This is a genomic window from Morganella sp. HMSC11D09 (assembly GCF_001807955.1).
GTDB lineage: Bacteria > Pseudomonadota > Gammaproteobacteria > Enterobacterales > Enterobacteriaceae > Morganella > Morganella morganii.
Genome location: NZ_KV791696.1, coordinates 72,461 through 84,614, shown reverse-complemented (window position 1 = coordinate 84,614; position 12,154 = coordinate 72,461). Strand labels below are relative to the sequence as shown.

Here is a 12,154-nt window from a genome sequence, read left to right as displayed (position 1 = left end):
TTCTGTGATCAGTGTATTGCGTCATTGTCTGCTGTTGCTCTGTTTTTTTGCCTCCGCTGTGTACGCGTGGCAGCCGCAGCAGGGCGATATTATTTTCCATACCTCGCGCACCTCTCAGAGCCTCGCCATACAAAAAGCGACCGGGTCGGTCTACAGCCATATGGGGATTATTCTGCTGCGTGACGGTAAGCCGTATGTGTATGAGGCGGCAAAAACAGTCCGCTTTACACCGCTGAAACAGTGGATTGCACGCGGCACCGGTAACCATTACGTGGTGAAACGCCTGAAAAAGCCGCTGAGTGCCTCACAGCAGCAGGCGTTATACCGTGAGGCGATACGGTATCAGTCCCGGCCTTACGACCTGACATTTTCATGGGATGATGAGCGGATTTATTGTTCTGAACTGGTCTGGAAAATCTATAAAAATGCCCTGAATACAGAGGTCGGTCAGTTACAGACATTGCGGGAGTTTGATTTATCCTCACCGGAAGTACAGGCAAAGATGAAAGAACGGTACGGAAAGGCGGTTCCGCTGAATGAAACGGTGATTTCGCCGGTGGCTGTGTTTGATTCACCGCTGCTGACAACGGTATATGAAAGCCGGTAAGCATTCACCGGCTTTATATGTTCCTGAGCAGCCCGTCAGCCGATTTTCGGGTTCAGACGGATACGGACAGAGAGATGGGACGGTTTATCGCCCTGCGGTGCCATAGGACGGTTAATCCGCGCACTTTCGGCACACACCATTGTTTTATAACCGTCATCCGGCATATCGGCCATTGAAGCGGACAATGCTGCACCGGGGTTCCAGCACACCACATCGCTGTGATGAAAGTGTAACACTTCAATATGACGTTTTAATTTCTTATCGTGGATATAGGTGGATTGCTCCGGCTCGGTATAGATGCGGTCGGTACGGCCGTTGAAAACCAGCTTTGTCTCTTCCGTATATTCTTCACGCTGTGACAGATTATCCAGCAGATGCTGCCCCAGCCCGCTGATACTGACCTGTGCAATATCGCCGACGGTAAAATAGGTATGCAGTGCAGCGGTTGCCTGATACTGCCCGTAAGCTTCCAGCTCAACCTCACAGGTGTCTCCCAGGCGGATGCGGGCGATCAGTGTGAACTCGTGCGGCCACAATTTGCGGGTTTCCGCACTGTCACGCAAGGTGAATGTGAGAAATACACTCTCTTCATTTTCATTATGAGCGGTGAACTCCCACTGCATAATACGGGCAAAGCCGTGGGAAGGTGCCTGCACCGGACCGAACCACGGCCAGCAGACAGGGATCCCGCCGCGGATGGCCACACCCGGGGTAAATGCACTGTTTTCACTGAGCCATAATCCCGGCTGTTCTGAACCGGCCGGTTGCCATGCCAGCACCTGTGCTCCCTGAAAACTGACCGCAGCACGGACTTTCGGATGGTCGATCACAATAACCGGCAAATCCCCCATCTGACGCTGGGACAGCGAAGGGGTGATCGGACTGGTAACCGGTAACGCAAGAAGGCGCTCAATCATAATTTACCCTTTTGTAATAAAAACAGGACATTTACTTTCTACTTTACGACTGTTTGCCCCAAAACAAAAGAGCCGCAAAAGCGGCTCTTTGTGAGGATAACAGAGTGCAGACTTATTTGGAGATGTGTGCAATCAGATCCAGAACTTTATGAGAATAACCGGTTTCGTTGTCATACCAGGAAACCAGTTTCACAAAGTTGTCGTTCAGTGCGATACCGGCTTTGGCATCGAACACAGAAGTCAGTACTTCGCCATTGAAGTCAGTGGAAACCACGTCATCTTCGGTGTAACCCATTACGCCTTTCAGCTCGCCTGCTGCTGCCGCTTTGATAGCTTCACAGATTTCAGCGTAAGTTGCTGCTTTTTCCAGACGGACTGTCAGGTCAACAACAGAGACGTTAGGCGTAGGAACACGGAAAGACATACCGGTCAGTTTACCGTTCAGTGCAGGGATAACTTTGCCCACTGCTTTTGCTGCGCCGGTAGAAGACGGGATGATGTTCTGGGATGCACCGCGGCCGCCGCGCCAGTCTTTGTGTGAAGGACCGTCAACAGTTTTCTGGGTGGCAGTGGTTGCGTGAACAGTGGTCATCAGACCTTCAACGATACCGAATTTGTCGTTGATGACTTTTGCCAGTGGTGCCAGGCAGTTAGTGGTACAGGATGCGTTAGAAACGATTTCCTGGCCCGCGTAATCTTTGTGGTTAACACCCATAACAAACATCGGGGTCGCATCTTTGGAAGGACCGGTCAGAACGACTTTCTTCGCGCCTGCCTGGATGTGTTTGCGTGCAGTTTCGTCAGTCAGGAACAGACCGGTTGCTTCAGCAACAACATCAACACCGGCTTCGTTCCACTTCAGGTTCGCAGGGTCACGTTCGGAGGTAACGCGGATAGTTTTACCATTAACAACCAGATGGCCATCTTTCACTTCAACGGTACCGTTAAAACGGCCGTGAGTTGAGTCGTACTTCAGCATGTATGCCATGTAATCTGCATCGAGCAGGTCGTTGATTGCAACGATTTCGATATCTGAACGCTCTTGTGCAGCACGGAATACGATACGGCCGATACGACCAAAACCATTAATACCTACTTTGATAGTCATAGTATTACCACCAGCTATTTGTTAGTGAATTAAAGTTGCTACTAAAGTTACCAAAACCTTGCCAGCCGTCAAGCGGAATCGTGTCAATTAATGTCATTTAACATTTAATCTGCTCAACAAATCGCCACTTTCAGTAAATTTGTCGCCGCTATTATCGGGACTTAGCGGAATAAAGACAGCGTGTATGGGGCATAAATGTGAAACATGTCACAAATAAGTGGTGTCAATGCTGACATGACAAGTTTAGAATAACATCCGGTCATTTGATGTTAATTTTTTGTTATTCTGTATTCTGACTGACCCTGCACAATAATGATAAGGATTCAGCTATGTCTGGGACTGATAAAAAGCGGGATACACCCGCTGAGCTGACAGAGATTCAGCGCTATGTCACACAGGAAGCGGGAACTGAGCACCCGTTTACCGGCCGCCTGCTCTATAATGAGAAACAGGGGGTATACCGTTGTATTTGTTGTGGTTCTCCGCTTTTTTATTCGGATACCAAGTTTGATGCCGGCTGCGGCTGGCCGAGTTTTTATGAGCCGGTCAGCAAAAGTGCAGTCCGGTATATTGACGATACCTCTCATGGCATGCATCGTATTGAGACCCGTTGCGGCCATTGTGATGCGCATCTGGGACATGTTTTTCCTGACGGGCCTGCGCCAACAGGGCAGCGTTATTGTATTAACTCAGCATCACTGAGTTTTGAAGATGAAAAAACAAAAGCAATAACAAACGGTTAGTTTGGTTATATTAAAATTTAACATTTATATAACGATAGAAAAAACGATTCAGCTTCTGATGTGATCAAAAGGTAAAATCAGATGCTTTCGGGGAAGGAGTTGTATGGAAATTGATGATTTATTGTCCGCCATGACGCCGGAAGTCTACGGGCGTCTGGTGACAGCCGTCGAACTGGGTAAATGGGCCGATGGTGTACCACTGACGGAATCTCAGAAAAGCAGCAGTCTGCAGCTGGTGATGCTATGGCAGTCCCGCCATAACGCGGATCCGGCACATATGACGGTGGGGACTGACGGGGAAATCAGCCTGAAAAGTAAGCAGGAGCTGAAAGCGCTGTTTACCGATACGCATCTGGCCACACTGAAACCGCAGGACTGAGTGTAAAACGGGACAGTGTTTACTGTCCCGTCATGACATTTGCTATTCTTTCTCGCCGCAGAACTGAGCCGCTGTCTGCAACCGCGCACCGGCGTTCTCCATCTCCGCAAATGCGGTGAGGCTGTCATCCGGCTGTAAATTAACACCCCGGCAGCCGTCTGTGATCACAGTGACGGCAAATCCTTCCGCCAGGGCATCCAGCACCGTAAATTTAACGCAGTAATCGGTGGCAATTCCCAGAACAGCGAGATGCGTGATCTTCAGTTCTGCCAGCAGTTGCAGCAGGGCGGTCGGCTCCCGGTGGTCGTTATCATAAAACGCGCTGTAACTGTCCGTGGCCTGGTTTTCACCCTTATAAATAATATGAGTGATAGCCTGTTTATTCAGGTCAGGATGAAAATCCGCCCCCGGAGTGTTCTGCACACAATGCACCGGCCACCAGACTTGGGGCAGTCCGTTCAGTTCGCCGCATTCACCAATCACTGTCCCGGAATTGACGGCAAAGCTCAGATGCTCAGCCGGATGCCAGTCCTGACTGGCGATCACCGGGATATTCTGTTGCTGACAACGGGCTATCATCCGGTTCGCTGTGCGGATCACCGCATCACTGTCGCGGACAGCCAGGCTGCCGCCCTGACAAAAATCATTCTGAATATCCACCAGAAGCAGTGCCGGTTTCATTGCAGACTCCTTAGTTGTCGTTATAGCTCAGCTCGCCGCGCAGATCCTGCTGCATCAGAATGCGGATCTCATCGCTGGTGTAATCCTGGCTGAGCAGATAATGCAGTTTGGTCAGCGCCGCCTCGAAGGTCATATCAAAGCCGCTGATCACGCCGGCTTCTGCCAGTGCATGACCGGTGGCATAGCCGCCCATATTGACGCGTCCTGAAATACACTGTGTCAGATTGATCACAATGATGCCGCGCTCTGTGGCCTCCCGTAATGCGATGAGCAGTTTTGGCTGCTGCGGTGCATTACCGACACCATAGGAGCGGATAATCAGTGCCTTGACCGGCTGCTGCAGAATGTTGTTCACCACATCCACTGACAAGCCCGGATACACGGTTACCACGCCGATGGGCTGCGGGGTGATGTTATGCAGCGTGAAAGGTGCGGTGCTCTGCGGCAGCGGGTGAGTATTGAGATTGCGGATATTAATCCCGGCTTCCATCAGCGGCGGGTAGTTCGGGGAGGTAAAGGCCGCAAAACCGTCAGCATGTGCTTTGACGGTGCGGTTGCCCCGGTATAAGCGGTTATTGAAGAATAATCCCACTTCATTGACCGGATAATTCGCCGCCAGATAAAGGGCATTAAGCAGATTGATCTGGCCATCTGAGCGCAGTGCCTCAAGCGGGATTTGTGACCCTGTCACAATGACCGGCTTGGTCAGGTTCTCAAACATAAAGGAGAGCGCTGATGCGGTGAACGCCATGGTATCCGTACCATGCAGGATAACGAAACCATCATAGTGGTCATACTGGGCTTTGATATCATCCGCGATACACTGCCAGTCATCCGGTGTCATATCGGAAGAGTCAATCAGCGGCTGGTGCTCGGTGATGGTGAAATCCGGCATCTCCGGACGGAAGAACTCCGGCATTTTGGCAACCTGGCGCTGAAGGTGGCCGGAAACAGGGATATAGCCCTGCGCCGAGTGCTGCATACCGATAGTCCCGCCGGTATAGACCACATAAATGGATTTCTTTTGCATGTTACTGCTCTTAACAATGAGTACAGGGAAGGAAATTATAGGGGCTTCAGAAATAAAAAAAAGCCTGTTCGTCACGAACAGGCTTTTGTCAGCTGAGAAGAAAACTTACTGAATATTGGTGCAATTTAAGCAGAATGCATAACGGTACTGCGGATCCGTCAGCATTTTCATAAAGGATGCCTGTTGTGTCAGCTGTGCGCCGACCGGTGCCGGGATCAGTCCCTGCAATGATGACGGCAGTGTCACCTTCACATTACCGGCCGTTTCCGCAAGCAGTCTGTCAATGAATGTCATTTCCGGCTGCATCCAGTTCAGTACCGGATGCTCAACAGAGGCCAGCTCTGCGGCTTTGGCAACCGCGTCATCAAAATCACCGAGTTTGTCGACCAGACCGTTAGCTTTGGCATCTGAACCGACCCAGACACGACCCTGCGCAATTTTATCCACTTCCTCCGGCGTCTTGTGACGGGATTTGGCAACGAGATTAATAAAATTGCTGTAGCCGCTTTCAATATAGAGCTGCATCAGCTCTGAGAATTCCGGTGTCAGTGCTTTGGTTACGGTGGCATCGGCCAGCGGCGAGGTGGACACGCCGTCAGTGTGCACGCCGATTTCGCTCAGCGAGTCCTCAAATGTGGTGACTACGCCGAAAATACCGATGGAGCCGGTAATGGTGCTCGGTGAGGCAACAATGTAGTTTGCCGGTGTTGAGACCCAGTAACCGCCGGAAGCTGCCACGCCGCCCATGGAAACCACCACGGCCTTGCCGCTCTGTTTCAGTGCCGCGACTTCCGCACGGATCTGCTCCGATGCCGTCACACTGCCGCCCGGGCTGTTCACCCGCAGTACCAGCGCTTTCACTTCCGGATCCAGACGGGCTTCGCGGAGTTGTGCGGCGATAGTATCACTGCCTGCCATTCCCGGGGCATCCGGGCCGTCAACGATAGCACCCTGAACCACAACCACGGCGATGTTACCGGTGGTCTTGCCCTGCGGCACGCCGATATTCATGTTTTTGGCGTACTCGGTAAACGGAATCGCATTGATTGTGTTGTTTTTCTTATCCCAGCCGAAAGTTTTGGTCATTTCTGATTCAAATACGTTAGCCGGCATAATCTCATCAACCAGTTTTTGCGTGACGGCATAAGCGGCATTATCACCTTTTGCCGTTTTCATCAGAGCCAGCATCTGCTGTGCGCCCGGGAAAATAGTATTCTTACCGGTTTTGCGGTTTTCCGCGAGACTGGTGAGATAGTTATCCCACAGCACACTGATAAAACGCTGCGTGGATTCGCGGGCTTCCGGTGACATATCGTTGCGCAGCATCGGCTCAACCGCCGATTTATAGGTACCGACGCGGAAGATATGGGTTTTCACCTTCAGCATTTCCAGTAATTCGTTATAATACAGCGTATTGGTGGCGAAGCCGTAGATACCGACGCTGCCCTGCGGCGGCATATATATCTTGTCTGCATAAGATGCCAGGTAATATTGAGCCTGGTTATAGTTGCCGCTGACAGCATAGACCCGCTTACCCTGTTTGCGGAATTCCGTGATGGTTTTGCCGATATACTGAAGTGACGGCTGGTCAGCACCAATGAAATCATCCAGCTTCAGGATCATTCCGGTAATATCCGGGTCGGTGGCGGCAGTACGGATAGTTTCCACCACATCAAACAGGGAGTTTTCCTGTAACTGACCGGAAGACGCGCCAAGCAGCTGGAGCGAGAGGCTTTCCAGCGGACTGTTACGGGTCAGCTGATCGACGACAACACCGGAAAGATTTACATATAATGCTCCGGGTTCACGGCTGGTCTGAGTATCCTGTTCACTCAGCAGTGCATAGGCCCCGGCGGCTAACAGCAGTATGATGATAAAAAGGACATTGGCGACAAGCTGACGCACAAAATTCAGTATACGCCAGCTCCATTTAAATATTCCGGCAATGATAGTCCATAAAGTATGCATGACGGCTCCAAAGACAAAGATGTCCTGCTATCGTAAAGAGGATGTGCGGATTTGTCAGCCTGAAAACGACACATTGCGGAAAATATAGGCAGTTAAGCAATCTATCCTTAAAAATAGTGAAAAAAGTGGTAGCTTATTAGCGACTAAAAAAGGGGAAAACCGATGGATGCACTGACATTACTACTCAATCGCCGTTCTGCTTCTCGTCTGACCACACCTGCGCCCGAAGGCGAAGCATTAAAAAATATTCTCAATGCCGGGATGCGTGCGCCGGATCATGGCGCGTTACAGCCCTGGCATTTTATCGTGATGCAGGATGACGGCATCACCAAATTCAGTCAGTTGCTCGAAAAAGCGGCAAAAACAGCCGGACTCGGGCCGGAAGTGGAAGAGAAAGCCCGCAATGCGCCATTACGCGCACCGCTGATTATCACGGTTATCGCGAAAGTGAAGCCGGAACATAAAGTTCCTGAATGGGAGCAGGTTGCAGCGGCAGGTTGTTCGGTTCATGCGATGCAGATGGCTGCTGTGGCTCAGGGCTTCGGCGGGATCTGGCGCACCGGTTCGTGGACAAAGGACCCGGTGGTACGGGAAGGTCTGGGATGTGAGGAGCACGATAAAATTGTCGGCTTTCTGTATCTCGGCACTCCGGCACTGAAAGCGCCTGCCAAAGTGGCGGCACCGGATCTGACACCGTTTGTCACGTATTTCTGAGCGGATTGACGTTAACAAGGAGACTATCATGTCAGAAGCGGTGCGTTTAACGCAATACAGTCACGGCGCAGGTTGCGGCTGTAAAATTTCCCCGAAAGTGCTCGACACCATCCTGCACAGTGAGCAGGCAAAATTTATCGATCCTAATCTGCTGGTCGGCAATGAATCCCGTGATGATGCGGCGGTGTATGATATCGGTAATGGTACCGGCATCATCAGCACCACCGATTTCTTTATGCCGATTGTGGATGACCCGTATGATTTCGGCCGTATCGCGGCCACCAACGCCATCAGTGATATTTATGCTATGGGCGGCAAGCCGATTATGGCTATTGCGATCCTCGGCTGGCCGGTCGCCAAACTTGCTCCGGAAATTGCACAACAGGTGATTGAGGGCGGACGAGCTGTCTGCCGCGATGCCGGTATTTCACTGGCGGGCGGCCACTCTATTGATGCGCCTGAGCCGATTTTCGGCCTGGCGGTCACCGGTATTGTCCCGACAGATAAAATTAAACAAAATAACCGTGCAAAAGCCGGTTGTCAGCTGCTGCTGACCAAACCGCTGGGTATCGGCATTCTGACTACGGCTGAAAAACAGAGCAAACTGCGTCCGGAACATAAAAATCTGGCGCGTGACACCATGTGTCAGCTCAATAAACCGGGTGCGGACTTCTCTGAAATCGACGGCGTAAAAGCTATGACCGACGTGACCGGCTTCGGTCTGCTCGGCCACCTGAGTGAAATTTGTCAGGGTTCCGGGTTACAGGCCGTAATCCACACCGATTCTGTTCCGGTACTGCCTGGTGTGTATGACTATATTGCACAGGGTTGCTGCCCGGGCGGCACACAGCGTAACTTTGACAGCTACGGCCACCTTATCGGTGAAATGACCGACGTTCAGCGCAAACTGCTGTGTGATCCGCAGACATCCGGCGGCCTGCTGCTGGCGGTTGATCCGGCAGCGCGTGAGGAAGTGGAGGCAGTTGCCCGCAAATACGGCCTGACATTAAGCCCGGTCGGTGAACTGACTGAGCCGGACGCATCCCGTGCACTGATTGAAGTCACCGCATAAACATGCGTTTGTTTATTGCCGAAAAGCCGAGCCTCGCCCGTGCGATTGCGGATGTATTACCCAAACCGCACCAGCGGGGGGACGGCTTTATCCGCTGTGGTCAGAATGACTGTGTGACCTGGTGTGTCGGCCACCTGCTGGAGCAGGCAGAGCCGGATGCGTATGATCCGCGTTATGCCCGCTGGAACCTGGCTGATCTGCCGATTATCCCGCAAAAATGGATCCTCAGACCCCGCGACGCGGTGGCGAAACAGCTGCGCACCATCGGTACGCTGCTCAGTTCCGCAACTGAAGTTATCCACGCCGGAGACCCTGATCGCGAAGGGCAGTTGCTGGTGGATGAGGTACTGGATTTCCTGGAGCTCGCGCCGGAAAAGCGTCAGCAGGTGCAGCGCTGCCTGGTCAATGACCTTAACCCGCAGGCGGTAATCCGGGCAGTGGATAAAATGCGTCTTAACCGTGATTTTATCCCGCTGTGTGTTTCGGCACTGGCACGGGCACGGGCAGACTGGCTCTACGGCATCAATATGACACGCGCTTACACTATTCTCGGCCGTAATGCCGGGTATAACGGAGTGCTTTCGGTCGGCCGTGTGCAGACCCCGGTGCTCGGGCTGGTGGTGCGGCGTGATGAGGAAATTGAAAACTTTGTGCCGCGCGATTTCTTTGAGGTACGGGCACATATTGTTACCCCGGCGGACGAACGTTTTACGGCGATGTGGGTGCCGAGTGAGGCCTGTCAGGATTATCAGGATGATGAAGGGCGTCTGACTCACCGGCCGCTGGCTGAGCATGTGGTCAGCCGCATCACCGGTAAACCGGCCTTTGTGACTGATTTTCAGGATAAAACGGAAAATGAAATCGCGCCGCTGCCGTTTTCACTGTCTGCGTTACAGATTGAGGCGGCCAAACGCTACGGGCTGAGCGCCCAGGCAGTGCTGGATATCTGTCAGCGTCTGTATGAAACCCACAAACTGATTACCTATCCCCGTTCGGACAGCCGTCATCTGCCGGAAGAGCATTTTACCGGGCGTCACAGTGTGCTCAACGCAATTTCAGTGCATACCCCGCATCTGCTGCCGCAGGATAACCTCGATGATTCGCTGCGTAACCGCTGCTGGGACGATAAAAAGGTCGATGCGCACCACGCCATCATTCCGACCGCCAAATCGGTCACCGTGTCGCTCAGTGAGAATGAAGCCAATATCTACGAGCTGATTGCGCGTCAGTATCTGATGCAGTTTATGCCGGATGCACAATACCGCAAATGCGTGATTGAGCTGGATATCGCCAACGGCAAATTTGTGGCAAAGGCGCGTTTCCTTTCTCAGGCAGGCTGGCGGACCATGCTGGGTGCCAAAGAGCGTGACGAGGAAAACGAAGGTACACCGCTGCCGGTGCTGACCAAAGGGGATGAACTCCTGTGTGAGCGCGGTGAAGTGGTGGAGCGTCAGACTCAGCCGCCGAGACCCTTTACCGATGCCACGCTGCTGTCAGCAATGACCGGGATTGCCCGGTTTGTGAAAGATAAGGCGCTGAAAAAAGTACTGCGCGAAACTGACGGACTGGGCACTGAAGCGACCCGCGCCGGGATTATCGAACTGCTGTTCCGCCGCGAGTTTTTGTACAAAAAAGGGCGGAATATTCATTCGTCCCCGGCAGGGCGCGCACTGATTCATGTTCTGCCCGAAATGGCCACCTTACCGGATATGACGGCGCACTGGGAATCCACACTGACACAAATCAGTGAAAAACAGTATCGTTATCAGGATTTTATGGTACCGTTGTCTGAAACACTGACCGGGCTGATAAACCAGGCCCGGCAGAACCGGAATGTCCGTGCTTTCCGTGATTTACCACCACCGCCGCAGGCGAAGAAGGCCGGCGCGAAAGGCAAAGGTAAAACCGCCGCGAAGGGCAAAGGGAAGACCGGCGGAAAAAAAGCGCCGCGACAGGAAGAAGAATAAAAAATGTCCCGCACTGCGGGACATTTTTTTATCAGCGGGTTAAATCAAATTCAGCCCAGATTGGCGCGTGGTCAGAGGGTTTTTCCATACCACGGATTTCATAATCAATGCCGGTGGCGGTACAGCGTGGTGCCAGCGAGTTGCTTGCCAGAATCAGGTCAATCCGCAGTCCCCGGTTGTCATCAAAGCCGCGTGAACGGTAATCGAACCACGAGAAACGGTCGTCTGCATCCGGATACATCGCGCGGTAAGTGTCAGTCAGTCCCCAGCTGAGCAGGCGATCCATCCACTCGCGCTCTTCCGGCAGGAAAGAGCATTTGCCGGTCTTCAGCCAGCGTTTGCGGTTGGCGTCACCAATTCCGATATCAATATCCTGCGGGCTGATATTCATATCACCCATAATAACAATCGGATCCTGGTTGGAGCGCCCGGACAGGTAGTCCTGTAAGTCCTGATAAAATTTGGTTTTCGCCGGGAATTTCAGCGGGTGGTCGCGGCTCTCTCCCTGGGGGAAATAACCGTTAATCACTGTCAGTACCCCGGCCGGGGTATCAATATCCGCCATAATCAGACGGCGCTGGGCATCTTCATCATCCCCGGCGAAGCCTTTGCGCACGGCAAGCGGCTCTGCTTTGGTCAGCAGGGCGACACCGTAATGGGATTTCTGACCGTGATAAAAAATGTGGTAGCCGAGGTGTTTCAGGTCATCGAGCGGGAACATCTCGTCATGGACTTTGGTTTCCTGGAGGCCGATAACATCAGGCTGATGCTGTGCGATAATCGCTTCCAGCTGGTGAGGCCGGGCTCTTAACCCGTTAATGTTAAAAGAGACAAACTTCATAAAATTCCAACCGGTTGATGAGTTAACAACAAAAGAGTAACAGATCGCAGAAAAAAAGTAACCCGCCGGCAGAATAATAAAAACCGGCACACCCGGCAGGGGTTAATATATCTTAATTTTAATTGAC

The 12,154-nt window shown here is 52.3% G+C and carries 12 protein-coding genes; 6 read left to right on the top strand and 6 right to left on the bottom strand.

The annotated features are described in order from the left end of the window. Window positions 1-16: 16 nt before the first annotated feature. On the top strand, window positions 17-607 hold the full coding sequence (locus HMPREF3119_RS11985) for a YiiX family permuted papain-like enzyme (RefSeq protein ID WP_036415875.1): 591 nt from the start codon (window positions 17-19) through the stop codon (window positions 605-607). Window positions 608-642: 35 nt separating this feature from the next. Here the strand turns inward: HMPREF3119_RS11985 and HMPREF3119_RS11980 are convergent, their stop codons facing one another. Then, entirely contained in the window at window positions 643-1,524 is an 882-nt protein-coding gene (locus HMPREF3119_RS11980; RefSeq protein ID WP_070579838.1) for a D-hexose-6-phosphate mutarotase, read from the bottom strand. A 112-nt stretch (window positions 1,525-1,636) separates the two neighbouring features. Further along, window positions 1,637-2,632, bottom strand: coding sequence for a glyceraldehyde-3-phosphate dehydrogenase (gene gapA / locus HMPREF3119_RS11975; protein ID WP_004235539.1), 996 nt, complete (start codon window positions 2,630-2,632; stop codon window positions 1,637-1,639). 329 nt (window positions 2,633-2,961) lie between these two features. On the opposite strand from gapA, the gene msrB reads away from it, so the two are divergent. After that, on the top strand, window positions 2,962-3,375 hold the full coding sequence (gene msrB / locus HMPREF3119_RS11970; protein WP_004235540.1) for a peptide-methionine (R)-S-oxide reductase MsrB: 414 nt from the start codon (window positions 2,962-2,964) through the stop codon (window positions 3,373-3,375). A 103-nt stretch (window positions 3,376-3,478) separates the two neighbouring features. Further along, complete coding sequence (locus HMPREF3119_RS11965; protein WP_004235541.1) at window positions 3,479-3,754, top strand: YeaC family protein; 276 nt, start codon at window positions 3,479-3,481, stop codon at window positions 3,752-3,754. A gap of 42 nt (window positions 3,755-3,796) precedes the next feature. Here the strand turns inward: HMPREF3119_RS11965 and pncA are convergent, their stop codons facing one another. The 3 genes from pncA to sppA all read right to left on the bottom strand — a co-directional run bounded on the left by pncA (window position 3,797) and on the right by sppA (window position 7,433). After that, entirely contained in the window at window positions 3,797-4,435 is a 639-nt protein-coding gene (gene pncA, locus HMPREF3119_RS11960; protein ID WP_070579836.1) for a bifunctional nicotinamidase/pyrazinamidase, read from the bottom strand. Between the two features lie 10 nt (window positions 4,436-4,445). Continuing rightward, entirely contained in the window at window positions 4,446-5,465 is a 1,020-nt protein-coding gene (ansA, locus tag HMPREF3119_RS11955; RefSeq protein WP_070579833.1) for an asparaginase, read from the bottom strand. 105 nt (window positions 5,466-5,570) lie between these two features. Further along, window positions 5,571-7,433, bottom strand: coding sequence for a signal peptide peptidase SppA (gene sppA, locus HMPREF3119_RS11950; protein WP_070579830.1), 1,863 nt, complete (start codon window positions 7,431-7,433; stop codon window positions 5,571-5,573). Window positions 7,434-7,595: 162 nt separating this feature from the next. Here sppA and HMPREF3119_RS11945 point away from each other — a divergent pair, with 162 nt between their 5' ends. The 3 genes from HMPREF3119_RS11945 to HMPREF3119_RS11935 are packed head-to-tail and all read left to right on the top strand — an operon-like array spanning window position 7,596 to window position 11,186. Beyond that, on the top strand, window positions 7,596-8,147 hold the full coding sequence (locus HMPREF3119_RS11945) for an NAD(P)H nitroreductase (RefSeq protein WP_004239158.1): 552 nt from the start codon (window positions 7,596-7,598) through the stop codon (window positions 8,145-8,147). Between the two features lie 28 nt (window positions 8,148-8,175). After that, window positions 8,176-9,219 carry a selenide, water dikinase SelD gene (gene selD, locus HMPREF3119_RS11940; protein ID WP_004235546.1) on the top strand — a complete coding sequence of 348 codons (1,044 nt, stop codon included), beginning with the start codon at window positions 8,176-8,178 and terminating at the stop codon, window positions 9,217-9,219. Window positions 9,220-9,221: 2 nt separating this feature from the next. Continuing rightward, window positions 9,222-11,186 (top strand): DNA topoisomerase III, encoded by a 1,965-nt coding sequence (locus HMPREF3119_RS11935; RefSeq protein ID WP_070579828.1) that lies wholly within the window; start codon window positions 9,222-9,224, stop codon window positions 11,184-11,186. A 31-nt stretch (window positions 11,187-11,217) separates the two neighbouring features. On the opposite strand, the gene xthA is transcribed toward HMPREF3119_RS11935, so the two are convergent. Beyond that, window positions 11,218-12,027, bottom strand: a complete 810-nt coding sequence (gene xthA, locus HMPREF3119_RS11930) for an exodeoxyribonuclease III (RefSeq protein ID WP_004235548.1) — start codon at window positions 12,025-12,027, stop codon at window positions 11,218-11,220. Window positions 12,028-12,154: the final 127 nt, after the last annotated feature.

Bases quoted from the DNA above. Each gene is read 5' to 3' on its own strand.
- HMPREF3119_RS11965 (WP_004235541.1), top strand. From the start codon at position 3,479: ATGGAAATTGATGATTTATTGTCCGCCATGACGCCGGAAGTCTACGGG.
- sppA (WP_070579830.1), bottom strand. From the start codon at position 7,433: ATGCATACTTTATGGACTATCATTGCCGGAATATTTAAATGGAGCTGG.
- selD (WP_004235546.1), top strand. From the start codon at position 8,176: ATGTCAGAAGCGGTGCGTTTAACGCAATACAGTCACGGCGCAGGTTGC.
- HMPREF3119_RS11945 (WP_004239158.1), top strand. From the start codon at position 7,596: ATGGATGCACTGACATTACTACTCAATCGCCGTTCTGCTTCTCGTCTG.
- gapA (WP_004235539.1), bottom strand. From the start codon at position 2,632: ATGACTATCAAAGTAGGTATTAATGGTTTTGGTCGTATCGGCCGTATC.
- HMPREF3119_RS11980 (WP_070579838.1), bottom strand. From the start codon at position 1,524: ATGATTGAGCGCCTTCTTGCGTTACCGGTTACCAGTCCGATCACCCCT.
- xthA (WP_004235548.1), bottom strand. From the start codon at position 12,027: ATGAAGTTTGTCTCTTTTAACATTAACGGGTTAAGAGCCCGGCCTCAC.
- pncA (WP_070579836.1), bottom strand. From the start codon at position 4,435: ATGAAACCGGCACTGCTTCTGGTGGATATTCAGAATGATTTTTGTCAG.
- HMPREF3119_RS11935 (WP_070579828.1), top strand. From the start codon at position 9,222: ATGCGTTTGTTTATTGCCGAAAAGCCGAGCCTCGCCCGTGCGATTGCG.
- ansA (WP_070579833.1), bottom strand. From the start codon at position 5,465: ATGCAAAAGAAATCCATTTATGTGGTCTATACCGGCGGGACTATCGGT.
- msrB (WP_004235540.1), top strand. From the start codon at position 2,962: ATGTCTGGGACTGATAAAAAGCGGGATACACCCGCTGAGCTGACAGAG.